The sequence below is a fragment of the Streptomyces camponoticapitis genome, assembly GCF_014646115.1.
GTDB lineage: Bacteria > Actinomycetota > Actinomycetes > Streptomycetales > Streptomycetaceae > Streptomyces > Streptomyces camponoticapitis.
On the sequence record NZ_BMMV01000002.1, the window covers coordinates 73,170 to 97,271 of the forward strand.

The following is a 24,102-nucleotide window of genomic DNA, read 5'->3' on the forward strand; positions in this document are numbered from 1 at the left end:
AGGGCGAAGCCGCGGTCCGGCGCTGTCCCCCGGCCGCCCCTGGCGGAGCCGCCATGGCCCGTGCGGCGAAGCCTGCCGAGGAGCCGACCAGGGACATTATGCGATGAGATGTAAGTAAAGTTACGCTTTCTTATAGAATCCCTATTTCCGGAGCGGGCACATGGCAGGACGGAACCGCCCGGCCATCGGTGCGGACGAGCGCCTCGCCCTGAACCGCATGGGCAGCTTCGACTGGGACCTGAGACACAGGACCCTCGAACTCGATGCGGCGGGGCTGGCGGTGTTCGACCTGCGCGCGGGGGAGTACGACGGGGACCCCGAGACCCTGCGCCCCCGTCTCCCACCCGAGGAGGGCATGCGCCTCGACTCCACGGTGGACCGGGCGATCCGCGGCGGCCGTTCCTCCTACGGCGCGTACTTCCAGGTCAAGCGCCGTAACGGACTCCGCCAGTGGACCCACGTCAGAGCCCGTATCCTGCGCGACGACCGGGGAGTCCCGCACCGCGTCATCGGAATCGTCCGCAACGCGAGCACCGAGCTGACCGAATTCCCCGAGATCAGCCCCGACGAGGCTGGCCGACGACGGCTGACCACGATCCTCCAGGGCATCACCGAGGCCCTTTCCCGCGCGGTCACCGTCGATGACGTCACCGACGTCCTGAGCGACAGCGGCGGCCTGGAGCGCTTCGGCGCCGACGGGCTGGCGCTCGGCATCGTCGACGGCGGCTCGGTGAAACTCGTCGCCCTGTCCGGGGTCTCCCTGGGCAGGGCGGGCGACCCGCCGGGCGCCGCGCTGGAAGAATCGATGCCGCTCGCCGAGGCGGCCCTCACCCGGCGCGCACGATTCTCCACCTCGCTCCCGGGACTCGGCGAAGCCCCTGACCTCCCCGAACTCACCGAAGCCGCCGACGACCCGGCGGTGCTCGGCCCGTACGCCTGCGGTCAGGGCTTCGACGCGGCGGCCTTCCTCCCGCTCGTCGCCGAGGCACGCGCCATCGGCGGCCTCGCGCTCTTCTACCGGGGCCGCACCCACTTCACGGCCGAGGACCGCGAGATCTGTCTCGGCCTGGCCGGCATCGTCGCCCAGTCGCTCCGGCGCGCGATCCTCTTCGACGAGGAGCGGGAGTTCGCCACCGGACTCCAGGCATCCATGCTCCCGCGCGACATCCCGTCCTTCTCGGGCGCCGAGATCGCGGTGCGCTACCACGCCGCCTGGAGCGGCCGGGAGGTCGGCGGCGACTGGTACGACGTCATCGCCCTGCCGGGCGGACGGGTCGGCGTCGTCGTGGGCGACGTCCAGGGACACGACACACACGCCGCCGCGATCATGGGCCAGCTCCGGATCGCCCTGCGCGCCTTCGCCGGCGAGGGACATCCACCGGCGACCGTCCTCGCGCGGGCCTCCCGGTTCCTGGTGGAGCTGGACACCGAGCGCTTCGCGACCTGTACGTACGCCCAGCTCGACCTCTCCTCCGGAGTCGTACGCGCCGTACGCGCCGGGCATCTCGGCCCGATCGTCCGGCACACCGACGGCAGGACCGGCTGGCCCCATCTGCGCGGCGGGCTGCCCCTCGGCCTGGCCACCGAGTTCGGCCAGGAGGACTTCCCCGAGACCAGGCTCGATCTGGTGCCCGGCGAGACGTTCGTCCTGTGCACCGACGGCCTCGTGGAGGAACCGGGACTCGACATCACGGAGGGCATGGGGGAACTCGCCCACGCCGTGCGCACCGGGCCCGGTGGCGCGGACCCGCTCGCCGACCATCTCGCCGACGGCCTGTGGCAGCGCTGGGCGACGGGCGACGACGTCGCGCTCCTCGTCCTGCACCGGGCGCCCGACCCCGGCACTCGTCAGGCGCCCCGTATCCACCAGTACATCCACCAGGCCGACCCGGAGGGCCTGGTGGAGACCCGCTCCGTGCTGCGCCAGGCGCTCGTGGACTGGAACATGCCCGCCCTGGTCGACGACGTGCAGCTGGCCGCCGGAGAGATGCTGGTGAACGTGCTGCTGCACACCGAGGGAAGCGCCGTCCTCACCCTGGAGGTCGTGCCCGGACCCGTCCGTCGGGTACGGCTCTGGGTGAAGGACCGCTCCAGCGCCTGGCCACGGCGGCGGTGGCCCGGCGAGGCGGCGACATCCGGGCGCGGGCTGCTGATGATCGACGCCGTGGCGGCACGCTGGGGGGTGGAGCCACGCGGGGACGGCAAGGCCGTGTGGTGCGAGTTCACCCCGACGGGCCGCGCCGCGTGACCGGGTGCGGGACGCCCGCGACGCGCACCGGGGGCGGCGGGCCTCCGACGCCGGGGAGAATGGGCCGGTGACCTACCGCTACGACGTACTCGGCGCGACCCGGGCTTTCGGCCCGGACGGCGCCGAGGTGCCGGTCAGCGGCGCGAGGATGCGCGCACTGCTCACCGCGCTCGCCGCCGCAGGCGGCGGCACGGTACCCGCCGGCCGGCTGGCCGCCCAGGTCTGGGACGACGCGCACGAGCCGCCCGCCGACGAGCCCGCCGCGCTCCAGGCCCTGATCGGGCGGTTGCGGAAGGCGCTGGGGGGCGACGCGATCGCCTCGGTGCCCGGCGGTTACCGGCTGGCGGTGGAGCGCGACGACATCGACGTGTTCCGCTTCGAACGGCTCGCCGCGGACGGCGCGTCGGCGCTCGACGGCGGCGACGTCACTCGCGCCGCCTCCGTGCTGGACGAGGCGCTGGCGCTGTGGCGCGGGCCGGCACTCGCGGATCTTCCGGCCGGTGACATCGACCCGCTCGCCGTACGCGCGGCAACGGCACACCGAGGCGCGCCGCGACCGCCTGACGGCCGATGTCAGGCTCGGCCGCGCCGAGCGCGCGCTGCCGGGACTCGCCGCGCTGGCCGCCGAGGCGCCGCTGGACGAGCCCTTGCAGGCGGCCAGGATCACGGCGCTGCGCTCGGCGGGACGGCGGGCCGAAGCGCTCCAGGCGTACGAGGAGGTACGCGCCCTGCTGGCCGACCGGCTCGGCACGGGGCCGGGCAGGGAACTGCGCGACCTGCACGCCCGGTTGCTTCTCGACGACGAGACCGACGCACGGAACGCGGCGGCCCCTGTCCCGGGCGGCGCCGCCCCGATCGGCGTTCCCGGCAACCTGCCCGCCCGGCTCACCTCCTTCGTCGGGCGCGAGCCCGAACTGGAGGCGCTCCGCGTCGAGTTGCGCGCACACCGCCTCACGACACTCACCGGACCCGGTGGCGCGGGCAAGACCCGGCTGGCCTTCGAAGCCGCCGAGGACGTGGCGCGCACGGACGGGGACCGGGGCGACGAGGACGGGGGCGGGGACCGGGGTGACGGGGCCCGGGCGGACGGTCGCTGGCCGGACGGTGTCTGGGTCGCGGAACTCGCCTCCGTACGAGAGCCCGGCGACGTGGCGGAGGCCGTACTGACCGCGCTCGGCGCCCGCGAGACCGCGGTCCTCGGCCCCGGCGGCGCGGAGGGCGCCGCGCCGCGCCCGCTCGACAGACTCGTCGAACACTGCGGATCCCGCCGCCTGTTGCTCGTGCTGGACAACTGCGAGCACGTGATCGGCGCGGCGGCCGAACTCGCCGAGACCATCCTCACCCGCTGCCTCCATGTGACCGTCCTCGCCACCAGCCGCGAACCGCTCGGGGTACGCGGCGAGTTCCTGTACGGGGTCGGCCCGCTCGCGCGGTCCGCCGCGCTGCGGCTGCTCGGCGAACGCGGCGCCGCGGCCCGGCCCGGCTTCCGGGCGGACGAGGACGAGCTCGCCTGCGAGGAGATCTGCCGCAGGCTCGACGGTCTGCCGCTCGCCCTCGAACTGGCCGCCGCCAGACTGCGGTTGCTCACCCCGCGCCAGCTCGCCGACCGGCTGGACGACCGCTTCCGGCTGCTGGGCGCCGGCAGCGGCAGCCGGACCGTGCTGCCGAGGCAGCAGACCCTGCGCGCCGTCGTGGACTGGTCGTGGGAGCTGCTGAGCGAGACCGAACGGGCCGTGCTGCGCAGGCTCTCCGTCTTCGTCGGCGGCTGCGCGCCGGGGGAGGCGGAGGAGGTCTGCGCCGGTGGTGACGTGCCGGTCTTCGACGCACTCGCCTCACTTGTCGACAAGTCGCTTCTCGTGGCTGTGCCCGGCGGTCCGGACGGGATGCGCTACCGGCTGCTGGAGACCGTCGCCGAGTACGCGGCCGGGCGGCTGTCCGAGTCGGGAGAAGTCAAGGCCGTCGAGCTGCGGCATCTGCGCGCCTACCGCGAGCTGGTCCGCCTCGGCGAACCCGAGCTTCGCGGCCCCCAACAGGCCTACCGGCTCGCGCAGTTCGAGCGGGAGCACGACAACGTACGGGCCGCGCTGCGCACCGCGCTCCGTCACAAGGACCGAGGGGAACAGGAAGACGTACGGGAGCGTGAACAGGACGCGCTGTGTCTCGTGCTCTCCATGAGCTGGTTCTGGCAGCTGCGCGGCCATCAGCGTGACGCCCGCGACTGGTCCAGGGCCGTCGCGGAGCTCGGGCCCGACCCCTTCGAGGCGCCCGTACGTCGTGCCGTACCCCTCGCCGATCCGTGCACCGACCTCCCGCCGCCCTGGTCCGACGAGCAGGTGTGGGAGGCCAGACGCGGTGTGCGGCTGCTGCGGTTCGCGAGCGGCACCGGAACGGACGGGGAAGGGGACGGGGACGAGGGCGGCGGAGGTGGGGAGTTCTGGGGGAGCGCCGGCACCCGCGCACACCTGTCCCGGATCGTCGCCGCCTACCGGGCCGATCTGCCCCAGGTCTGCCGCCAGCCCGGCGTCATGTGGTTCTTCGCCGGGCTGATCGTCGGCGAGTGGCGGAGCATGGGCGAGGCGCTCGACGCCATGGTGGCCGCCTGCCGTGCCCGCCCCGGCCGGGGCTGGGACCTCGGCCTCGCCCTGACGCTGCGCGGAAGGATGCTCGACACGGGCCCCGACAACGAGGACCGGGCGGCGCGGGACGCCGACGAGGCGGTGTCGCTGCTCGAAGGGACCGGTGACCTGGTGATCCTCGCCGAGTCCCTGTCCGCCCGGGGCGAGTCGTACGAGCGGCGAGGTCGCTACGAGGAGGCGGCGGCGGACTTCGAACGGGCCATGGAGAGCTGCGCGCGCAGTGCGATGCCCACCCAGGTGTCCCTGTTCAAGGCGCGGTTGGCCTCGGTACGGCTGGAGGCCGCCACCGGATCGAAGGAAGAGGAGGAGGCCGAAATGCTGCTGCGGGAGGCGGTCGAGGAATCCCGTGGCCACGCCGGACGAACCGGCGGGACGGCCCGGCTGCTGCTCGCCGGCCGCTACGGCCGTACCGGACGCACCGCCCTCGCCCGCAAGGAGCTGACCACGCTGGAAGAGGAACCCGGATTCCGTGAGCACGCCCTTCAGATCGGTCTGACCGCGGGCCTTCACGGCTGGCTCGACTGCCTCGACACCGAGTACGAACGGGCTCTGGGCCATCTGCGGGAGTCGGTGGGCCTGTTGGACAGCCTGGCCCGTCTCGTCGCACCGCAGCTGATCGTCAGTCAGTTCCTCTGCGCCGCCTGGGCCAAGACGGGGACCGGCGAAACGGCCGACGGCGCACGGCTGTTGGGTGCGTACGGACGGCACACCGGCCGGGCCGAGAGGTTCCTCTTCCACCCCTACCCGGCCGGCTATGAGAGGGAGATCCGCCGGCGGGCGGAGGCGCAGGTGCGGGCCGGGCTCGACGAGGAGACCTGGGCCCGCGCGTACGCCGAGGGCGGCGGCCTCTCCGTGAGAGAGGCCGCCGCCCTCATCTGACCGGACTCCGAGAGGCGTTCGGGCCCGCACTCAAGACCCGTCGGCGGGTCCCTCCCGATCGGCCAACCGCTCCCGCGCCTCCGCGAGATCCGCCTCCGTCGGCGCGTCGTCCTGGGCCAGACTGCGGCGCCAGTAGCCGGTGAAGTGGACCGAACGCCTGTCGAGCCCGCGCTCGCCGACCAGATGCCGGCGCAGTGCCCGTACCGCGCCCGCCTCGCCCCCGAGCCAGGCGAACGCCGAGCCCGCCGGGAACTCCGCCGCGCGTACGGCCTCCATCAGCGGTGAGCCGTCACCCGTCGAAGCAGCACGGTGCAGCCAGTGCACGGTCACCTCACCCGCCGACTCGAACCGCTGCTCCTCCGCCCCGTCCCACACCTCCACAAACGCCACCGCGCGCGCCCCCTCGGGCAGCGCCTCGACGATCGTGCCGATCGCCGGCAGCGCCGACTCGTCGCCGGCCAGCAGCATCCAGTCGGTGGTTCCGAGCGGCACGGGCTCCGCGAAGTACGCGGACGGGCCGAACATGGCGAGCACGTCTCCGGCCTCCGCCGACCGCGCCCACCGCGTCGCCGGCCCCTCGCCCTCGCCGGCACCGGCATCGGCACCCTCGCCATGCAGGACGAAGTCGATGTCGACCGTGCCCCGCGACGGGTCGTGCGCGCGGATCGTGTAGCCGCGCGTCCAGGGCCGTTCGTCCTCCGGGATCGCCTGGAACGCCCCGTACCAGCGCATCACATCCCCGTCGGCGCCCGGCTCCGGCAGCACCGGAGCGGCCTGTCCCGGCTTGGGGAAGTAGAGCTTCACCTGCTGGTCGGGACCGTCGCAGCCGAAATCGGCCAGGGCCGGACCGCCGAAGGTGACGCGGACCATGTGCGGCGAGAGCCGCCGTACCGCAGCGACCTCGACGGTCCGCACCGGCAGGGACGGGGCGGTGGGGCGCCCGGCGGGCATGTCAGAGATACGTGTCATGCCGGAACGGTCGCAGCCGCCACCGATACGCGACCGACACGCCGCCTACACGGCCGCGAGGCCCCGCCCGCGCGGAAGCGCCCGGTCCGCCCGGTCCCCTACAGCGCCGCCGCGACGGCGTCCACGAAGCGCGCGTGTCCCCGGTGGCTGCACGGCGCCTCCGGATTCCACGCCACGGTGCGCGTCCGCTCCTGGAGCGCGCGCCAGTGCCTGTCGCCCCTGAGCGATTCGGGTGTGGCCGCGTTCGCCCGGACATCGCCGAGCACGACGTCCGGATCGAGCGCCAGCGCCTGCTCCCAGTCGGTCGTACGCCAGTTGGCGCCCGCGCCCTCCCCGGGGTCGAGCAGATCGACGCCGAGCGCCGTCAGCGCCCTCAGGTCCGGCCATGTGCCCGGCCGCGCGAGATGCACGGAGCCGGGCCCGGCGGCCGACAGGGCGAGCACCCGGGCGGCGGCGGGGCGTGCGGTGAGCGTACGGAGCCGGGCCTCCGCCCACTCCAGATCCTGGGTGTCGGGCCCCCGCGGCGCGCCGAGCGAGTGGGCGAGCGCCGTGAACCGGTCCCTGATCCCGTCCAGCGGCCGGTCCTTGCCGACGTCGATGACTATCACGCCGACCTGCTCCTCCAGATGCTTGGCCGCCTCGGGATCGATGCCGTAGATCTGGCCGCCGCCGTAGGTGACGGCCACCAGCAGGTCCGGTTCGGCGGCGAGGACGGTGTCCGGATCGACCGAGGAGCCACCGCCGAAGTCCAGTGTGCGGTCGAGCGGCAGTCCGCCCGCCTTCGCGGGGTCGGGGGAGTCACCGTCGTGGTGGGATCCGAAGATCCCCACGGGGTGCAGGCCGTGGTCCCACAGGGTCGCGCCCGCCTGGACATAGGCGACCACCCGTTCCGGGCGGTGGGGTGCGACGGTGAGATGGCCGCGATCGTCCGTGAACTCCCAGCTGCTGATCCGGGACATGGCTCGCCTCATTCCGCTCTCGGGGTGCGGTGTTTGAGTGTGACCCTGCCCGGCGGACGGCGCCGGGACTCCAACCGTACGCTGATCAGGCCACGTTGAGTCCGGCCCGGCCCGCTTCCGCGTCAGTGCCGGGACCGCCGAGCGCCGGCGCCCCCCCGCGGCGGTCGTATACGCTCCACGGCCGCAATAAAACGGCTAATATCCCCATGAATAAATACAATTCGCCCATTTTATTTTACGTTAAAATGGCTGATGAGTTGCCACCGCACTGTTGAGTGCTGGGTGACTCGTTGCGGACCGGGGCCGAGGCGGAGGGGCAGCTCATGGGCGAGCGCACCCGTACCCCCTTAATGACCCGGCCGGCCGCCCGGGACTGAACGGGCCACCGCCGCGCCGAATGGCGGAGAATTCCCCCACCAGGGGCCCCGCGCCCGCACACCTCCGACGCATGCCCGCATGGAGCGCCTTCCTATGGAGCACACCGCTCACGTCAGCAAGACCGCCCTGCCCGGGGTCGGTACCCGCTACGACCTCAACACCGACTCGGGCCGCCATATCTCTGTCGTCGTGCACCAGGACGGGCGCCGCATCGTCGGCTTCCACGACCCCGACGACGACGACAACTGCAAGGACTCCACCCCGCTCGCCCCGTACGAGGCGACGGCGCTGTCCAAACTCCTGATGCCCGACCCGGTCGGCCATCTCCACCAGCACCTGGAGATCGACCTCGTCACCGAACACATCCCGGTCACCAAACGCTCCCCCTTCGCGGGGCGCACGCTCGGCTCCACCCAGGCCCGCAGCCGCACCGGCGCGTCCATCGTCGCCGTGCTGCGCCGGACCGACGCCGTCCCCTCGCCCACCCCGGACTTCCGCTTCGCACTGGGGGACACCCTCGTCGTCGTCGGCACCAGGGAAGGCGTGGACGCCGTCGCCGAACTGATCACCGGAGGATAATCGCCCGTGCACGACACGACCGCGCTGCTCATCGAACTCGGGGCCGTCATCCTCGGCCTGGGCCTGCTCGGCCGGCTCGCCGGGCGGGTGGGCTTCTCGCCCATTCCGCTCTATCTCCTGGCGGGACTCGCCTTCGGCCACGGCGGCCTCATCCCCATGGCGGCCAGCGAGGAGTTCTTCGCCACGGGCGCCGAGATCGGGGTCATCCTGCTGCTGCTCCTGCTCGGGCTGGAGTACAGCGCCTCCGAACTCGTCACCAACCTCAAGACCCAATACCCCTCCGGCATCGTCGACTTCGTCCTGAACGCGCTGCCCGGCGCGATCGCCGCGCTCCTGCTCGGCTGGGGCGCGGTCGCAGCCGTCGCGCTCGCCGGCGTCACCTGGATCTCGTCCTCCGGCGTCATCGCCAAGGTGCTCGGCGACCTCGGCAGGCTCGGCAACCGCGAAACCCCCGTCATCCTCGGCGTCCTGGTCATCGAAGATCTCGCCATGGCCGTCTATCTGCCGCTGCTCACCGCGCTGTTGGCCGGACTGAGCCTCGCGGGCGGCAGCCTCACGCTGCTCATCTCGCTCGGCAGTGTGGGTGTCGTGCTGTACGTCGCGCTGCGCCACGGCCGGCTCATCAGCCGCGCGGTCTCCTCCGACAACCCCGAGATGCTGCTGCTGGTCGTCCTCGGACTGACCGTGCTGGTCGCGGGCGTCGCCCAGGAGCTTCAAGTCTCCGCCGCCGTCGGCGCGTTCCTCGTCGGCATCGCACTCTCGGGGGAGGTGGCCGAGGGTGCCCACAACCTGCTCGCGCCCCTGCGCGACCTCTTCGCCGCGGTCTTCTTCGTGTTCTTCGGTCTGAACACCGATCCGGCCGACATCCCGCCCGTGCTCGTGCCCGCCCTGATCCTGGCCGTCGTCAGCGCGCTGACGAAGATCGCCACGGGCTGGTACGCGGCGCGCAGAGCGGGCGTCAAGACGGCCGGCCGCTGGCGGACGGGCGGCACGCTCGTGGCGCGCGGGGAGTTCTCCATCGTCATCGCCGGACTGGCCGTCGGTGTGGAGCCCCGCATCGGGCCGCTCGCCACCGCGTATGTACTGATCCTGGTCATCCTCGGGCCGCTGGCCGCCCGTTGGACCGAACCGCTCGCCCGGCGCCTCACCCGGAAACCCCCGCCCCCGGCGCCGCCGGTCGCCGATGAGACCGTCACACGGGAGGTTCCGACCGCTCCCGGACCGGCCGACACGGCTCATTCGCACGGTTGAGACACGCCTTGGGCCCCGACACGCCGAAGGGGCGCGGAATGCGCGTCACGCGCCCACGCCCCTTCGTGCGTGCCGCCGGGAGTGCGGGCACGAGCCCGGGCCGTCAGGCTCAGACGCCGACACCGAAGTCGGCGGCGATGCCGGACAGGCCACTCGCGTAACCCTGCCCGACGGCACGGAACTTCCACTCGGCGCCGCTGCGGTACAGCTCGCCGAAGACCATCGCGGTCTCGGTCGCCGCGTCCTCGCTGAGGTCGTAGCGGGCGAGCTCGGCGCCGCCGGCCTGGTTCACCACGCGGATGAAGGCGTTGCGGACCTGGCCGAAGCTGTGGCCACGGGCCTGCGCGTCGTGGATCGAGACGGGGAAGACGATCCTGGACACCTCGGCCGGCACGGCGGCCAGATTCACCTTGACGACCTCGTCGTCTCCCTCGCCCTCACCGGTCAGGTTGTCACCGGTGTGCTCGACCGAACCGTCAGGGCTTTTGAGGTTGTTGTAGAACACGAAGTTCTGGTCCGTGCCGACCTTCCCTGCCTCGTTGACCAGCAGGGCGCTGGCGTCGAGGTCGTAGTCGGTGCCGGTCGTGGTGCGCACGTCCCACCCGAGACCGACCAGGACGGCTGTCAGCCCCGGCGCCTCCTTGGTGAGCGAGACATTGCCGCCTTTGGACAGGGAAACTCCCACGCTGCTCCTCCTGAGTCGAGCTGGTGACCGCGTTGAAAATCCACAACACTGTAGAAGTGTGTACGGGGCGGCAAAGCCGCCACGCCGGGGCCACGCCGGAGCTGCGCCGGATGGCCCCAGGCCGCACGTCGGCAGTGGAGGGAGACGCTGTGAGGGCACAGGTCGGTGGGGACGGCGACCGGGACCGTGACCGGCGGGTCGGGGACGGGTCCGGCCGCGCCTACGCGGACCCACGGCCGCGTCGGCGCGGCCAGGGAGAGCTGGAGGCCCAGGTGCTCGCCGTGCTGCGGCAGGCGCCGGGACCGGTCAACGCGGGCTGGGTGCAGGACCAGCTCGGCGGGGACCTGGCGTACACGACGGTCATGACGATCCTGACGAGGCTCCAGGCCAAACGGGCCGTCACCCGCGAGCGCGTGGGCCGGTTCTTCGAATGGTGCGCGACCTCCGACGAGGCGGGGCTGGCCGCCCTGCGGATGCGCCGCGTACTTGACGCCGAGTCGGACCGCGAGGCCGTCCTGGCCCGCTTCGTCACCACGCTCTCGCCGGACGACGAGCGGCTGCTGCGCGACCTCCTCAATCTTCCCGAGGAAGGGACGGAGGGCTGACGGGATGGGAGTGTTCGTCCTGCTGCCGCTGTTGCTGCCCCTGAGCGCGCTGCCGATCGCGCGTCTGGCCGAGCGGCATCTCCATCCCCGGGTCGCCACCCGGCTGTTGTCGGCGCTGGCCGCCGTGCTCGCGCTGTGCAGCACAGTGTGCCTGGGGCTGCTGGTGGTCGTCGGTACGGTGCAGCTGCCCGGCCATCCGCTGCCCGACGCGTGGGCCGACGCCTGGGCCGAGGAGGAGGGCCCTCCGACCGCGCCGTACGAGGAAGCCGCGGGCAAGGGGGCGGTTGTCGCCCTGCTCGCCGTTGCCGTGTCGTGGTCGACCGCCGCCCGCAGGCACCGGCGTGTCCGCCGCCGGGCGGAGCGCGCGCTGGCCGGGGTGCCGGACGGCGAACTCGCCGTACTGACGGACGAGGCCGCCTACGCGTACGCGCTTCCGGGCGCGCGGAACCGGCCGGCCCACGGGGTCTCCGGGGGCCGGATCGTCGTCTCCACGGCCATGCTCGCGTGTCTGGACGCCGGCGAGCGCGCGGCGCTCGTCGCCCATGAACGCGCCCATCTCGCCGGCCACCACCACCGCTATCTGCTCGCCGTCCGCTTCGCCGCGCGGGCCAACCCGCTGCTGATGCCGCTGCGGTCGGCCGTGGCCTACACGACGGAGCGCTGGGCGGACGAGGAGGCGGCCCGGGTGACGGGCGAGCGGCGGGTCGTGGCGCGGGCCATCGGCAAGGCCGCCCTCGTCTCGCGCGGCACGCCCACCCCGACGCTGGCGGGCTTCGCCGCGCCGGGACCGGTGCCGCGCCGGGTGGCGGCGCTGCTGGGACCGGAGCCGTCGGCCGTCAGCTGGCCGCCGGTCTTCACCGCCGTGGGTCTGGCGGCCTGGGCGGCGGCGGCCGGCACGCTCGGATCGGCGCTCTCGTCCGCGAACGCGACGGTCACGCTCTTCCTCGTACTGAAGGCGGCCGGCCCGCTCTGAGAGACGGGTGTCACGGTCGTACGGGTGGCGCGACCCGCGACGAAATCGCCGGACGGTCCGCACACGCGGCCCGTCCGGCGATCGAGGACGGAGAAGGTGGCCCGTCCTGGCGTACTGGATCCAAACGACCGACCCTAGACGTCGAACTCCTGCGGCTGGAGGTCGAGCGCCAGACACGCCTCGCGTACGACACTCCGCTCCTGCGCGTCGAAGTTGCCGTCGGCGCCGCCGATGATGATGCCGATCTGGACGACGGCACGCGCCTCGGCGGGCTTCTTCTTCGCCTTGGCGACTTCCTGGAGCACATCGACCTTGCCGAGCGACGGGTCGGCGATGAGCTTGTTCAGGTACTCGTCGAAGCGCCTCTGCAGATCGGCCGGCGGGAAGTTCCGCAGCACGTCGTTGCTCGTGATCAGCTGTGTGACGCGCTGACGCTCGGCCGGGTCGATGGAACCGTCGGCCGCCGCGACCAGGGCGCACATCGCCATGCTGGCGTCGCGGAACGAGCCGCTCTTGAGGTCGTTCTTCTTCGCCTCCAGCTGGGTCTGCATCGTCTGGGCGGATTCCTTGATGCGATCCCACAGGGCCATGAGTGCTCCGTATGTCTCGGGCCGCCCGTGCCGGGGGGAAGGCCGGCGTGGACGGTAGCTGTTTCTACAGTGATGTAGAAGTTATCAGGTGCCCCAGGACTGAGAGATCCCCGTGGTGCCGGCCTCGGGCTCCCGCCACATCGGCGGCTCGGCGGGCGTGCGCGGCACCGGATCGAACAGCACCGCGCGGGCGACGCGCGGCGCGAACAGCGCACGCGACGGAGCCGCGAGATGCAGCACGGCACGGAACGCCGTACCGACGACCGGATTTCCGCCCGCCCGCCGCTGCACACGCGCCAAGTACCAGTTCGACGGCCCGTCGGCCGCGCTCGCGCGGGCCGCGTTGCCGACGACCCCCGGCATCTTCTTGTCCGCCCCGGCCGAGATGTCCCACGCCTGCCGCGAGGAGCCGAGGATCGCCCGCTGCACGCGCCGGGTCGTGGGCGTGCGGCTCCGGTCCGTCAGCGCCTCTCGCAACGCCACGGCGTTGAGCGCTGCGACGGTCATACCCTGCCCGTAGACGGGGTTGAAGGCGCACAGCGCGTCACCCGTCGAGAGGAAACCCGCCGGGCGGCGGCCCGGACGGTCGTACCGGCGGCGGACGTTGGCCATGTTGCGGAACGAGCGCACGGGCGAGTCCGGCTCGGCCCGCATCAGCCAGTCGTGCAGGAACGGGTGCGGGAGCGACGCGGCGAAGCCGGCGAACTCCTCCTCGTTCGAGGGGGGTTCGCTTCCGCGCAGCCCGGAGAACGTGACGAGATAGCGGCCGTCCTCGATCGGCAGCGCGACGCCGCCGGACAGCTGGGCGGGGTTGGGGACGACGTAGTAGCCGATGGTGTCGGTGGTGCCGTCGTCCATGCCGGGACGGTAGGCGCGGGTGGCGTAGACGAGTCCGCTGTCGAGCGTCTCCTCCGGCGCGGGCTCGGCGCCGACGGCCGAGAGCCAGGCCGGCGCCCGCGACCCGCGGCCGGAGGCGTCAACGACCAGATCGGCGGCCAGTGCGCGGGTGACGACGCCGCCGCGGGCCGCGGCTCCGTTCTTCGCCGCGTTCTCGGTTCTCTCCCTCGTTCCCGCTCCACGCTCCCGGAGCAGTACGCCGGTCGTCCGGACCGCGTCACCGAGCAGGCCCACGACCTCCGTACCCTCCACCGTCCTGATCCGCGGATCCGCCAGGACCCTGCGGCGTACGACCCATTCGAGCAACGGGCGGGAGGGGGTGAGGAGATGGGCGGTGGCGGGCGTACGGCGGTACCACGTGCCCGCCTGCCACTGGACCATGTCGCTCGGCATCCCCACCCGGGGGGCGGCGTGTTCCCGTAACTCGGCGACGACGCCCGGCAGGAGCGTGTCCAGTGCCAACTGACCGCCGTCGAGCAGTACATGGATATGGCTGCCCTGGGGGACACCGGAGCGTGGCCGCGCCCCGTCGGGGAAGCGGTCGCGCTCCACGATCGTCACGCGGTCGGCGTGCGCGGCGAGTACGTGCGCGGCGAGCAGGCCGGCGATGCTGCCGCCGATCACCACCGCGTGGCGCGCCGGCCGGCCGGTGTGCCGGTAGGGAGGTGTCCGGTCCTGCGGGCCGGATTCCCGGCCGTCCGGGTCGTCGTCCATGGCCATGTCTCCGGTTCCGTACGGCGGTTGATCGCGGAGGTCCCAGTATGTCGGAGCGTGTGCGCGGTGCCGGACGCTCGCGGTGCACGGTGGCGCTCGGGCCATGGGGGCCGGCTCCGGGCGCGCCGTACGCCTGTCACACGCCGTCGGGTCCGGCGGGCGCCGCCGGAGCGGCCGTTGCGGTGCCCGTCTCGCGGAGCGCCTCGCTCAGCCATTCGACCCACATACGCTCCAGGTCGATTCCGGCGCGCAGGACCAGATGCCGCAGCCGGTCCGCCTCCGTCGGCCCGTCCGGTCCCGACACCTCCGCCCCGCGCGTGAAGTCCCGCGCCTCGATGTCCGTGTACTCGGCCAACTGCCGCTCATGCAGGGCGAGATGGCGGCGCAGCTCGTCCGGGAGCCCGTCGGCGCCGACCACCGCCGCCGCCCGCATTCTGAGCAGCAACGGGTCGCGCACAGGCTTCGGGTCCTCCCGGCCCGACACCCACCCGGTCAGCTCGGCGCGGCCGGCCGGCAGCACCTCGTACTCCTTCTTCCGTCCCCGCGCCGGCCGCGCGGACTCCAGGGCGCGGATGCGGCCCGACCGTTCCAGTCTCCCCAGCTCCCGGTAGATCTGCTGGTGCGTCGCCGACCAGAAGTAACCGATCGAGCGATCGAAACGCCGGGTGAGCTCCAGGCCCGAGGAGGGTCTTTCGAGGAGGGCGGTGAGGATGGCGTGGGGGAGGGACATGATCGCATCCTAGAAGTTCCGGCCGTGGGTTCAGATCGTGGCGGCCAGCCGCGTTCCCTGGTCGATGGCACGCTTGGCGTCGAGTTCGGCGGCGACGTCCGCCCCGCCGATGAGATGCGCGGAGGCACCGGCCGCGCGGAGCGCGTCGTACAGCTCACGCCGTGGCTCCTGCCCGGCGCACAGGACGACCGTGTCGACCGGCAGGAGGGTGGGCGTGCCGTCGACGGTCAGATGCAGCCCCTCGTCGTCGATCCGGTCGTAGACGGCGCCCGCGATCATGGTGACCCCCCGTTGCCGCAGTTCCGTGCGGTGGATCCACCCGGTGGTCCTGCCGAGCCCGGCGCCGACCTTCCCGGTTTTTCGCTGGATCAGGTGGACCGTCCTCGGCGGCTTCGTCCTTACGGGTACCCCGAGTCCGCCGGGGTGGCGGTAGCCGGTGTCGACTCCCCACCGCCGGAAGTAGGCTGCCGCGTCCAGGCCGGCCCGCTCGCCGCTGTCCGTGAGGTACTCGGCCACGTCGAAGCCGATGCCGCCCGCGCCGATGATCGCGACGCGCTCGCCGACCGCGGCCCCGCCGCGCAGTACGTCGAGGTAGCTGACCACGCGGGGGTGGTCGATGCCGGGGATCGGCGGCGTACGGGGCGTGACACCGGTCGCCACGACGATCTCGTCATACTTGGCCGCGCCGTTCACCAACTCTCCCACCTCGGCCGGGGTGTTGAGCCGTACGTCGACCGCGAGCCGTTCGAGCCGGCCGCGGAAGTAGCGCAGCGTCTCGTTGAACTCCTCCTTGCCGGGGACGAGTCTGGCGACATTGAGCTGCCCGCCTGTCTCGGCCGCCGCGTCGAACAGCGTGACCGAGTGCCCGCGCTCGGCGGCGGACACGGCGCAGGCGAGTCCGGCGGGACCGGCCCCGACGACCGCGACCCGCTTGGCCCGCCGGGTGGGGGAGAGGACCAGCTCGGTCTCGTGACAGGCCATCGGGTTGACCAGACAGGAAGTGATCTTCCCGCTGAACGTGTGGTCCAGGCATGCCTGGTTGCAGCCGACGCAGGTGTTGATCGTGTCGGCGTGCCCGTCGCGGGCCTTGGCGACGAAGTCGGGGTCGGCGAGGAAGGGGCGTGCCATCGAGACCATGTCGGCGCGTCCGTCGGCGAGCAACTGCTCGGCCACCTCGGGGGTGTTGACGCGGTTGCTGGTGATCAGCGGTACGGAGACCGACCCCATCAGCGCCTTGGTCACCCAGGAGAACGCGCCGCGTGGCACGGACGCGGCGATCGTCGGGATGCGGGCCTCGTGCCAGCCGATCCCGGTGTTGATGAGCGTGGCACCCGCCCTCTCGATCTCCTTGGCCAGCGTGACGACCTCGGCGAGCGAGGAGCCGCCCGGCACCAGGTCGAGCATCGACAGACGGTAGACGAGGATGAAGTCGGCTCCGACGCGTTCCCGGATACGGCGGACGATCTCCAGCGGGAAACGGATGCGGTTCTCGTAGGCGCCGCCCCACCGGTCCTCCCGCAGATTCGTCCGCGAGGCGATGAACTCGTTGATGAGATAACCCTCGGAGCCCATGACCTCGACGCCGTCGTACCCGGCAAGCCGCGCCAGTTCCGCCGCGCGTACGAAGTCCTCGACCGTCTCCTCCACCTCGTCGTCGGTGAGGGCGTGCGGCACGTGGGGGCTGATGGGTGCCTGGAGGGCGCTCGGCGCCACCAGGTCCGGGTGGTAGGCGTACCGCCCGAAGTGCAGGATCTGCATCGCGATCCGGCCGCCCGCCGCGTGCACCGCCGAGGTCACCTGCCGGTGCCGCTCGGCCTCCGCCTCGGTCGTGAGCCGGGCGCCGCCCGGGTACGGCCGCCCCCGGTCGTTGGGCGCGATGCCGCCGGTCACCATCAGGCCGACGCCGCCGCGCGCTCGGGCGGCGTAGAAGGCGGCCATACGGGCGAAGCCGTTCTCGGCCTCTTCCAGGCCGACGTGCATCGAACCCATCAGCACCCGGTTGGGCAGGGTGACGAACCCCAGGTCGAGAGGGCTGAGCAGGTGGGGGTACGGGGCGGGGCGCGGGTTCATGTGGGGGCTCCTCGGGCGACGGCTGCGCTCCAGTAGTAGCCCGGCGGGGACACTTTATGCAATCAGTTGCACAAAGTGTGGCCCGTCTCTCCCCACGTACGGTGCCGGAGGCCCGCGTCCGAAGCCCGACGGAGCGTCAGACCTTGCGGTAGTTGTACGCCTCCACGGCCGCCGCCTCCACCGCGTTCAGGTCCGCGCCCGCCGACGCCGTCACCACCGCGGCGACCGCGCCTTCCAGGAAGGGGGCGTCCAGCAGCCGTGCGCCCTCCGGCAGTTCGTCGCCCTCGGCCAGCAGCGACTTCACGGTCAGCACGGCACTGCCGAGATCGACGAGAAGAGCGACGCCCGCACCCCGGTCCACCTGTGCGGCGGCCCCCGCGATCAGCTCGGAACTCGTCCCGAGCCCGCCGTCCGGCGTGCCGCCGGCGGCGGCAACCGGAGCGGTCGTGCCACCGCCCGCGAGCCCGACGGCCAGCTCGGCGACGGCCTCCGCGACCGCCCGGCTGTGCGACACGAGCACGATGCCGACCGGCTTCTCGGCACTCATTCGCCCGCCGTCGCCGCGAGCGCCGCGATCAGCAGCGCGGAGGACGTGGCGCCCGGGTCCTGGTGCCCGATGCTGCGTTCACCGAGATAGCTGGCCCGGCCCTTGCGGGCCTGCAGCGGCACCGTCGCCACCGCGCCCTCCTCGGCCGCGGCCGAGGCAGCCGCGAACGAGGTGGCGAGCGCCGCCACCGCCGGTTCCAGGGCGTCGATCATCGTCTTGTCCCCGGCCTTCGCGCCGCCCAGCTGCGCCACGGCGGCGACCCCGGCGCCCAGGGCCTCGGCCAGCTGCGCGGGCGTGACCTCGGCGGAATCCCCGAGCGCCTTGCCCGTACGCCGCAGCAGCGTCCCGTACAGCGGCCCCGAGGCGCCGCCCACGGTGGAGATCAGCTGCCGCCCCGCGAGGACCAGCGTCGCGCCGGGTGTGGCCGGCGGCTCCTTCTCCAGCGCCCCGGTCACGGCCCGGAAGCCGCGCTGGAGATTGCTGCCGTGGTCGGCGTCGCCGATCGCCGAGTCGAGCTGCGTGAGATGGTCCGCCTCCCTTTCCATGGAGGCGGCCGCAGTGGTGAGCCAGCGGCGGAAGAAGTCGACGTCGAGCACCGGCTCGGAATCCTGCTCGGACACAAGGTCTCCTCGAAGAGCGTCGGGCGTACGTGTCGGATGTACCCGCCCGGAGGTCAGCGGCCCCAGCGCAGTGCGGGCGTCTGCACCGGCGCGTCCCAGAGCCGCAGCAGATCCTCGTCGACCTGACAGAGCGTCACCGAGCACCCGGCCATGTCGAGCGAGGTCACGTAGTTGCCGACGAGCGTACGGGCCACCGCGACACCGCGCTCGGCAAGCACCCGCTGCACCTCGGCGTTGAAGCCGTACAGCTCCAGCAGCGGTGTCGCACCCATGCCGTTGACTAGCGCGAGCACCGGACCGGACGGACGCAGATCCTCGAGCACCGCGTCGACGGAGAAGTCCGCGATCTCACGCGACGTCATCATGGCGCGCCGCTCACGGCCCGGCTCGCCGTGGATACCGATGCCCAGCTCCAGTTCGCCGTCCGGCAGGTCGAACGTCGGGCTGCCCTTGGACGGCGTGGTCACGGCGCTGAGTGCGACACCGAAACTGCGCGCGCTCTCGTTCACCTGCCGGCCGATGGCCTCGACCCGCTCCAGCGTCGCGCCCTCCTCGGCGGCGGCGCCGGCGATCTTCTCGACGAAGAGGGTGGCACCCGTACCGCGCCGGCCCGCCGTGAACAGACTGTCCGTCACGGCGACGTCGTCGTTGACCAGCACCTTGCCGATACGGACGCCCTCGTCCTCGGCCAGCTCGGCGGCCATGTCGAAGTTGAGGACGTCACCGGTGTAGTTCTTGACGATGAACAGCACCCCCGCCCCGCTGTCGACAGCGGCGGCGGCCCGCACCATCTGGTCGGGCACGGGGCTGGTGAAGATCTCCCCAGGACAGGCCGCGGAGAGCATCCCGGGCCCCACGAACCCGCCATGCAGCGGCTCGTGCCCGGAACCACCGCCCGAGACGATCCCCACCTTTCCCTCGACGGGCGCGTCACGGCGTACGATCACACGGTTGTCCACATCGACGGACAGCTCGGGATGCGCGGCGGCCATCCCCCGCAGACCATCGGCGACCACGGTCTCCGGGACATTGATGAGCATTCTCAACGGGTCCTCCTAGGACAAGTGCCGACTGCGCTTCCGAGCCGGGTTCCACCTGGTCGTCCGGGCCTGATCGTTGCCCGTCCCCGGCGAAATCAGTATCGAAGAGCTGAGCCTGATCGTGAAGCCCGGCGCGCGGGCTTCGAGCGGTCTGTGGGCGGTGGTCCCGGCCGGTGCACGTCGATGCCGGTCGGTCGGCGGAGCAGCGTACGACGGCCGCTGTGCCGCACCACGTGGAGAACCAGGTCGTGTCGGACTGCTACGGGTTGGGGACAGGCTTGCGGATCGCGTTCGCGAGCCGGGGCGAGTGATATCCGGTCGAGGAGCCGGACATCCAGCCTTCCAGGTCCGGGGCCTCCGGCCGGGCGCCTCCGAGCATGAACAGTCCCGGCAGGGCGAGCGCGCTCGCTCCGATGAGGGCCAGCGTGATCGAGACCGCGAGGCGGAACCCGTCCGTGAAACTGCCCTGGATCGTGGCGAGGTGTACGAGGGCGGGCCCGATCAGGAAGGCCGCTTCGGAACGGAGGAGTTCCACCAGCGCGAACGTCGCACCGATCTGCATCGCGGAGATCGAGAAGCCCGCGAGGAACAGGCCGGGGACCACACCGGCGCCGGCGCCGTATCCGAGGAGGGCGGCGGTGATGGGGACGATGACGGACGCGTTCGACGGGGTGAGGGCCAGCAGAACCCCGGCCGCGCAGACGATGCTGAGGATGCCCGAGAGTGCCATGTAGGGCGTCCAGCGGGTGGCCATCACCTTGTGGAAGATGATTGCGGAGACGATGACACCGGCGATCTGAGGGATGAGGAGGACCCCCACGTGGACAGGGGTGTAGCCGGCCTGCTGGAGCAGATAGATCTGCGTGAGCTCCAGAAGGGTGACGAAGGAGGCCCCGACAACCATCGCGGTGAGCGTTCCCGTGACAGGCAGAGTGTTGGTGATCGGCCGCACGGGCATCAGCGGTCTGGCCTGGGCGTACTGGGTCGCCAGGAGCAACGCGCCGGCCGCGACGCCGACAGCCACGGGGGCGATGAACTCCCAGTCGTCGAATTCGCCCCGCGACAGCCATGAGACGCCGAAGAACGGGAGCGCGGTGGCGGCCAGGGCGAGTGGGGTGGCCGACAGACTGAGACGAGAGCCCTTCGCCGGCGGATCGTTGGGCTCGAAGGTCATGGCGCCGATGGTCAGGCCGATCGCGGCCAGCACGGCGACCGACGTGTACAGCAGCCGCCAGCCGCCGTAGCTGCCGACCAGTCCTCCGATCAGGGGGCCCGCGGTCACCATGCCGAAGAGTCCGATGCTGATGACCGGGGCAGTGGTGGCGAGCTTCTCGACTCCGTGACCGAGGACCAGCGGCGGCAGTGAGAGGACGAGCAGCATCCCCGTGAACAGGCCCTGGAGGATCACTCCGGCCATGAACAGGCCGATCTCCTGCGCGCTCAGAGCCAGAATCGATCCGATCACGAATCCGGCTTCACAGAAGATGTACAGCCTGCGGGCCTGCAGCCGTTTGAAGAGTTCCGCGGCAAGCACGGCACCGAACGCGTAGCCGGCGTTCGAGAGTCCGCTGGTGAGCTGCAGCTGGAAAGCGCTGGCGCCCAGTCTCTCCATCAGGATCGGCTCGAAGAGCGAGAGCGCGGTTGTAAGGACAAGGAAGGGGCTCAGCGCGAGAAGGGCCAGCGCGACGGCCGCGGGGTAACTGCCGGCCAGGGGGAGGCGGGGGGAGTTGCGCGGCACTCGGAAGAGGGAAGAGATGTTCGCCTCCAGGGCGGTCAGGAGCCGCGCATGCAGGTCACGCGCTGGGCACCGAGATCGGCGACGTCCTCGTACGCGACGTCCGAACGCTCGGGCCGTCGCCTCAGCGTACGAGCCGTTTTGGTGGGAAATGAGGTGACACGCCACCAGATCCTCAGAGGGTGCTCGCCGTACAGGTCATGCCGGTCCCCGTACGGGTCGGAGGATTCGCGGCGCGTTGGTGGTCGAACGACGACCGGCGGTACGTGAACATGACCCGGGCAGCGCCGCCCCGGCGGCTCCCCGTGGGCGCGGGTCTCCGGCGCGCCGGGCCGGCACAGCCCGCGCAGATGCACCGGTGTCCCCGGGGATACGGATGATCCAACGCGTGAAGGAGAACGCCCATGGGAGCGGTCGAAACCCTGGTGAGCCGGAATGAGGAATTCGCGCGGTCCACGTTCGACGGAAACCTGCGCATGAAGCCGAAACTCGCCACCATCGTCATCGGCTGCGTCGACGCGCGCGTTGATCCCGCCCTGGTACTCGGGGCGGCTCAGGGAGAGATCATGGCGATCCGCAACGTCGGCGGGCGGGTCACTCCCCGGACCCTGGAGGAGTTGATCATGCTCCGCGCCGTCGCGGGGACCGTCAACGACGACTTCGACTCGGAGTGGGAACTGGTCGTCATGCAGCACACCCAGTGCGGTCTCACCAGAATCCACGACCGTACGGAACTGCTTGCCACGTACTTCGACGTCTCCGAGAACGAACTCGGGGCGGTGCCGGTCACCGACCCGTACGCGGCAGTCGCACGGGACGTCTCCCTGCTCCGCGCCGACGGGCGCCTGGGAAGCGCACGTGTCTCGGGGCTCGTCTACGACGTGGCGACGGGAAAAGTGGCGACGGTCGCCTCCGGCTGACTCGGCGGCCGGGTGCGTCACGGGTCGGGGACCGGGGCCGGACCCGGGCCGTCACCCGACTGGGCATCAGAACTCCGCCACACACCCGCCACGCGGGAGTACGAACACCGGCGTCCTGGCCTCCTCTGCGCGTGGCGTCGTGTTCTCTGATGTCACGCGGGTGAGTATGTGCGGACCCAGCCCTCTTCCCGCACCGAGGCCATGCCATGCCCGAGCGCGCCGACCATGTCCGCCGAAAGGGCGCCGGGCCAAGGGTGATTCTGCGCCACCGGCCGTCGGAGGGGTCGCTGTTCAGCGTCATCTACGGCCTGGTGCTGGCCAGCGCCCTGGTGGCCGCGCTGGACTCGACGGGCGAGAAGGCCGATCCCGGTCCGGACGCGCTGTGGGTACTGCTCACGGCGCTGGCGTCGGGCGCCGCCCATGGGTACGCGCACGTCATCGCCCAGCGTGCGTCCGTCGACGGGGCGGCCACCAGGAGCAGACTTCGGTTGGTGCTCGCCGAGTGGCCACTGGTCGCCGCCGTGCTGCCCGCGGTGGCGCTACTGCTTACCGCGGTCGCCGGGTGGTGGGCGGAAGCCACGGCTGTGGACGCGGCCCTGCTCTTCAACACCCTCGCCCTGTTCGGCTGGGGCGCCTGGGCCGCCCGCACCGCTGGGCACGGATGGCCGTCCTCGTGCCGTGCGGGGGCCCTGGACATGCTGATCGGTCTGGTGATCATCATCGCGAATTCCCTGATCAAGTAGCCCGACCGTCGGGGGCGGTCCGCAAAGGCCTGGCCGAGTCCGACCGGGCCTCCGGTACGGCGGTGCGGATCCGCCCGGTCTCCTCTCCAGGCCCTCGTCGAGCAGCTTGTCGGCGCGGGCGGCCCCCTCGCGGTGACCCATTCGAGGGCCTTTCCGCGGCGGCGCTTTCGCTCTCGGCGGTCGGGCCGTCGCAGCGGGCTAGCGTGGCTGCTCCGCCCGGGGGCGCGCACACCTTACGAGCGGCAGAACGGCCGTTCACGCGCGCTGGTGGTCTCCCGGCGAGCGAGCAGAGGAAACCCTGACATGTCGAATCACTTCACCGGTCTCAGTCTTGGTGCGCCGCTCGGCGACCAGCGCCTCGATCTGTGCGACCTGTACGCCTTCGGGGCACCCGGCGATCCGGGCAGGACCGTTCTCATCCTCAACGCCAACCCCGAGGCGAACGCCCTGCACCCCGACGCCGTGTACCGCATGAACATCGACAACGACGGCGACTACCTCACCGACATCGCCTTCAGCTGGGTCTTCAACCGCCCCGCGGCCGACGGCTCGCAGACCTACAGCGTCTTCATGGCCACCGGCCCGGAGTCCCGCAAGCCCGAAGCCGTCGGCACCAAGATCGTGTCGGACGCCGCCGTCTCCTTCGACACCGAGGCCAACGTGGTCGCCGCCGGCGACTACAAGGTGGCCGCCGGCAGCCGCAGTGACGCCTTCTTCTTCGACTTCGACGGCGTCCAGAACCTGTTCGACACCAGCGGCAAGCGGAACTTCACCGAACCGCACCTGAGCGGGGAGTCCCCCTGGACCGGCGTCGACTCCAACAGCACGGCCAACGTCTTCTCGATGGCCATCGAACTGCCGACCACGGCGCTCGCCCCCCAGCCGGAGCTGCACATCTGGGGCCGGTGCAGCGTCCTGCGCGACGGTGAACTCGTCCACGTCGACCGGGCCGGGCACCCGTCGATGAGCAGCTTCTTCAACACCGACGACACCAAGGAGGAGTACAACGCGAGCGAGCCCGTCAACGACCGTGCGCGATGGACGGACCAGTTCGTCCACCTGCTCGGCCACACCGGCGACTACACGCGGGAGCAGGCGATCGTCGCGCTCGACGAGCACGGCATCCTGCCGGACGTGCTGCACTTCGACCCGTCCAAGCCCGCCGCGTACCCCAACGGCCGCACCTTCACCGAGGACGTCATCGACATCCGGGTCGCGTTCCTCACCAAGAACGAGGCACCGCCCACCGGCCTGACCCCGCACACAGACACCCTGGACCGCTTCCCGTACCTCGGCAACCCGCACCCCACCACGTCCTGAACACCCCCGGTCAG

General features: G+C 71.9%; 20 protein-coding genes and 1 pseudogene. 10 read left to right on the forward strand and 11 right to left on the reverse strand.

Annotated elements, in window-relative coordinates; genetic code table 11:
- The first annotated feature begins 160 nt into the window (after positions 1 to 160).
- The 3 genes and pseudogenes from IEY79_RS03025 (at position 161) to IEY79_RS38620 (ending at position 5,763) form a co-directional block, all read left to right on the forward strand.
- Positions 161 to 2,248, forward strand: a complete 2,088-nt coding sequence (locus IEY79_RS03025; RefSeq protein WP_189105698.1) for a SpoIIE family protein phosphatase — start codon at positions 161 to 163, stop codon at positions 2,246 to 2,248.
- Between the two features lie 148 nt (positions 2,249 to 2,396).
- Positions 2,397 to 2,982, forward strand: a pseudogene (locus IEY79_RS38615) (AfsR/SARP family transcriptional regulator); the annotation flags it as partial.
- A gap of 999 nt (positions 2,983 to 3,981) precedes the next feature.
- Positions 3,982 to 5,763: a winged helix-turn-helix domain-containing protein gene (locus IEY79_RS38620; protein WP_506358870.1), complete on the forward strand. Its 1,782-nt coding sequence runs from the start codon at positions 3,982 to 3,984 to the stop codon at positions 5,761 to 5,763.
- 30 nt (positions 5,764 to 5,793) lie between these two features.
- Here the strand turns inward: IEY79_RS38620 and IEY79_RS03035 are convergent, their stop codons facing one another.
- Both IEY79_RS03035 and IEY79_RS03040 read right to left on the reverse strand, forming a co-directional pair.
- Entirely contained in the window at positions 5,794 to 6,732 is a 939-nt protein-coding gene (locus IEY79_RS03035; RefSeq protein ID WP_229700589.1) for a siderophore-interacting protein, read from the reverse strand.
- Positions 6,733 to 6,830: 98 nt separating this feature from the next.
- The gene (locus IEY79_RS03040) at positions 6,831 to 7,691 is read right to left on the reverse strand and encodes an ABC transporter substrate-binding protein (protein WP_189105699.1); all 861 of its coding nucleotides are present in this window, start codon (positions 7,689 to 7,691) and stop codon (positions 6,831 to 6,833) included.
- Between the two features lie 471 nt (positions 7,692 to 8,162).
- On the opposite strand from IEY79_RS03040, the gene IEY79_RS03045 reads away from it, so the two are divergent.
- Together IEY79_RS03045 and IEY79_RS03050 are read left to right on the forward strand one after the other, a co-directional pair.
- Positions 8,163 to 8,648 carry a cation:proton antiporter regulatory subunit gene (locus IEY79_RS03045; protein WP_189105700.1) on the forward strand — a complete coding sequence of 162 codons (486 nt, stop codon included), beginning with the start codon at positions 8,163 to 8,165 and terminating at the stop codon, positions 8,646 to 8,648.
- Between the two features lie 6 nt (positions 8,649 to 8,654).
- A complete protein-coding gene (locus tag IEY79_RS03050; protein WP_189105701.1) occupies positions 8,655 to 9,899 on the forward strand; it encodes a cation:proton antiporter in 1,245 nt (414 codons plus the stop codon).
- A gap of 109 nt (positions 9,900 to 10,008) precedes the next feature.
- Here the strand turns inward: IEY79_RS03050 and IEY79_RS03055 are convergent, their stop codons facing one another.
- Positions 10,009 to 10,584, reverse strand: coding sequence for a TerD family protein (locus IEY79_RS03055; RefSeq protein WP_189105702.1), 576 nt, complete (start codon positions 10,582 to 10,584; stop codon positions 10,009 to 10,011).
- Between the two features lie 260 nt (positions 10,585 to 10,844).
- Here IEY79_RS03055 and IEY79_RS03060 point away from each other — a divergent pair, with 260 nt between their 5' ends.
- Complete coding sequence (locus IEY79_RS03060; protein WP_229700639.1) at positions 10,845 to 11,189, forward strand: BlaI/MecI/CopY family transcriptional regulator; 345 nt, start codon at positions 10,845 to 10,847, stop codon at positions 11,187 to 11,189.
- A gap of 4 nt (positions 11,190 to 11,193) precedes the next feature.
- Complete coding sequence (locus IEY79_RS03065) at positions 11,194 to 12,162, forward strand: M56 family metallopeptidase (protein ID WP_189105704.1); 969 nt, start codon at positions 11,194 to 11,196, stop codon at positions 12,160 to 12,162.
- Positions 12,163 to 12,296: 134 nt separating this feature from the next.
- Here the strand turns inward: IEY79_RS03065 and IEY79_RS03070 are convergent, their stop codons facing one another.
- The 8 genes from IEY79_RS03070 to IEY79_RS03105 all read right to left on the reverse strand — a co-directional run bounded on the left by IEY79_RS03070 (position 12,297) and on the right by IEY79_RS03105 (position 21,108).
- On the reverse strand, positions 12,297 to 12,752 hold the full coding sequence (locus tag IEY79_RS03070) for a tellurite resistance TerB family protein (RefSeq protein WP_189105705.1): 456 nt from the start codon (positions 12,750 to 12,752) through the stop codon (positions 12,297 to 12,299).
- 84 nt (positions 12,753 to 12,836) lie between these two features.
- Positions 12,837 to 14,369 (reverse strand): NAD(P)/FAD-dependent oxidoreductase, encoded by a 1,533-nt coding sequence (locus IEY79_RS03075; protein WP_229700590.1) that lies wholly within the window; start codon positions 14,367 to 14,369, stop codon positions 12,837 to 12,839.
- 130 nt (positions 14,370 to 14,499) lie between these two features.
- The gene (locus IEY79_RS03080) at positions 14,500 to 15,093 is read right to left on the reverse strand and encodes a PadR family transcriptional regulator (protein WP_189105706.1); all 594 of its coding nucleotides are present in this window, start codon (positions 15,091 to 15,093) and stop codon (positions 14,500 to 14,502) included.
- A 30-nt stretch (positions 15,094 to 15,123) separates the two neighbouring features.
- The gene (locus tag IEY79_RS03085) at positions 15,124 to 17,163 is read right to left on the reverse strand and encodes an NADPH-dependent 2,4-dienoyl-CoA reductase (protein ID WP_189105707.1); all 2,040 of its coding nucleotides are present in this window, start codon (positions 17,161 to 17,163) and stop codon (positions 15,124 to 15,126) included.
- A gap of 136 nt (positions 17,164 to 17,299) precedes the next feature.
- Complete coding sequence (locus IEY79_RS03090; protein WP_189105708.1) at positions 17,300 to 17,710, reverse strand: PTS-dependent dihydroxyacetone kinase phosphotransferase subunit DhaM; 411 nt, start codon at positions 17,708 to 17,710, stop codon at positions 17,300 to 17,302.
- Positions 17,707 to 18,306, reverse strand: a complete 600-nt coding sequence (dhaL, locus tag IEY79_RS03095; RefSeq protein ID WP_189106014.1) for a dihydroxyacetone kinase subunit DhaL — start codon at positions 18,304 to 18,306, stop codon at positions 17,707 to 17,709. Before dhaL ends, IEY79_RS03090 begins: the two co-directional genes overlap by 4 nt.
- Before the next feature lie 77 nt (positions 18,307 to 18,383).
- On the reverse strand, positions 18,384 to 19,376 hold the full coding sequence (gene dhaK, locus IEY79_RS03100; RefSeq protein WP_189105709.1) for a dihydroxyacetone kinase subunit DhaK: 993 nt from the start codon (positions 19,374 to 19,376) through the stop codon (positions 18,384 to 18,386).
- A 253-nt stretch (positions 19,377 to 19,629) separates the two neighbouring features.
- Positions 19,630 to 21,108, reverse strand: coding sequence for an MFS transporter (locus tag IEY79_RS03105; protein ID WP_229700591.1), 1,479 nt, complete (start codon positions 21,106 to 21,108; stop codon positions 19,630 to 19,632).
- 401 nt (positions 21,109 to 21,509) lie between these two features.
- On the opposite strand from IEY79_RS03105, the gene IEY79_RS03110 reads away from it, so the two are divergent.
- The 3 genes from IEY79_RS03110 to IEY79_RS03120 all read left to right on the forward strand — a co-directional run bounded on the left by IEY79_RS03110 (position 21,510) and on the right by IEY79_RS03120 (position 24,088).
- Positions 21,510 to 22,025, forward strand: coding sequence for a carbonic anhydrase (locus IEY79_RS03110; protein WP_189105710.1), 516 nt, complete (start codon positions 21,510 to 21,512; stop codon positions 22,023 to 22,025).
- Between the two features lie 206 nt (positions 22,026 to 22,231).
- Positions 22,232 to 22,768 carry a hypothetical protein gene (locus tag IEY79_RS03115; RefSeq protein ID WP_189105711.1) on the forward strand — a complete coding sequence of 179 codons (537 nt, stop codon included), beginning with the start codon at positions 22,232 to 22,234 and terminating at the stop codon, positions 22,766 to 22,768.
- 303 nt (positions 22,769 to 23,071) lie between these two features.
- Positions 23,072 to 24,088: a DUF4331 family protein gene (locus tag IEY79_RS03120; protein ID WP_189105712.1), complete on the forward strand. Its 1,017-nt coding sequence runs from the start codon at positions 23,072 to 23,074 to the stop codon at positions 24,086 to 24,088.
- Positions 24,089 to 24,102: the final 14 nt, after the last annotated feature.

Excerpts from the sequence above, each read along its gene's own strand:
- IEY79_RS03120 (WP_189105712.1), top strand. The coding sequence starts at position 23,072 with ATGTCGAATCACTTCACCGGTCTCAGTCTTGGTGCGCCGCTCGGCGAC.
- IEY79_RS03025 (WP_189105698.1), top strand. The coding sequence starts at position 161 with ATGGCAGGACGGAACCGCCCGGCCATCGGTGCGGACGAGCGCCTCGCC.
- IEY79_RS03035 (WP_229700589.1), bottom strand. The coding sequence starts at position 6,732 with ATGACACGTATCTCTGACATGCCCGCCGGGCGCCCCACCGCCCCGTCC.
- IEY79_RS03040 (WP_189105699.1), bottom strand. The coding sequence starts at position 7,691 with ATGTCCCGGATCAGCAGCTGGGAGTTCACGGACGATCGCGGCCATCTC.
- IEY79_RS03110 (WP_189105710.1), top strand. The coding sequence starts at position 21,510 with ATGGGAGCGGTCGAAACCCTGGTGAGCCGGAATGAGGAATTCGCGCGG.
- IEY79_RS03080 (WP_189105706.1), bottom strand. The coding sequence starts at position 15,093 with ATGTCCCTCCCCCACGCCATCCTCACCGCCCTCCTCGAAAGACCCTCC.
- IEY79_RS03115 (WP_189105711.1), top strand. The coding sequence starts at position 22,232 with ATGCCCGAGCGCGCCGACCATGTCCGCCGAAAGGGCGCCGGGCCAAGG.
- IEY79_RS03075 (WP_229700590.1), bottom strand. The coding sequence starts at position 14,369 with ATGGCCATGGACGACGACCCGGACGGCCGGGAATCCGGCCCGCAGGAC.
- IEY79_RS03070 (WP_189105705.1), bottom strand. The coding sequence starts at position 12,752 with ATGGCCCTGTGGGATCGCATCAAGGAATCCGCCCAGACGATGCAGACC.
- IEY79_RS03090 (WP_189105708.1), bottom strand. The coding sequence starts at position 17,710 with ATGAGTGCCGAGAAGCCGGTCGGCATCGTGCTCGTGTCGCACAGCCGG.
- IEY79_RS03045 (WP_189105700.1), top strand. The coding sequence starts at position 8,163 with ATGGAGCACACCGCTCACGTCAGCAAGACCGCCCTGCCCGGGGTCGGT.
- IEY79_RS03085 (WP_189105707.1), bottom strand. The coding sequence starts at position 17,163 with ATGAACCCGCGCCCCGCCCCGTACCCCCACCTGCTCAGCCCTCTCGAC.
- IEY79_RS03065 (WP_189105704.1), top strand. The coding sequence starts at position 11,194 with ATGGGAGTGTTCGTCCTGCTGCCGCTGTTGCTGCCCCTGAGCGCGCTG.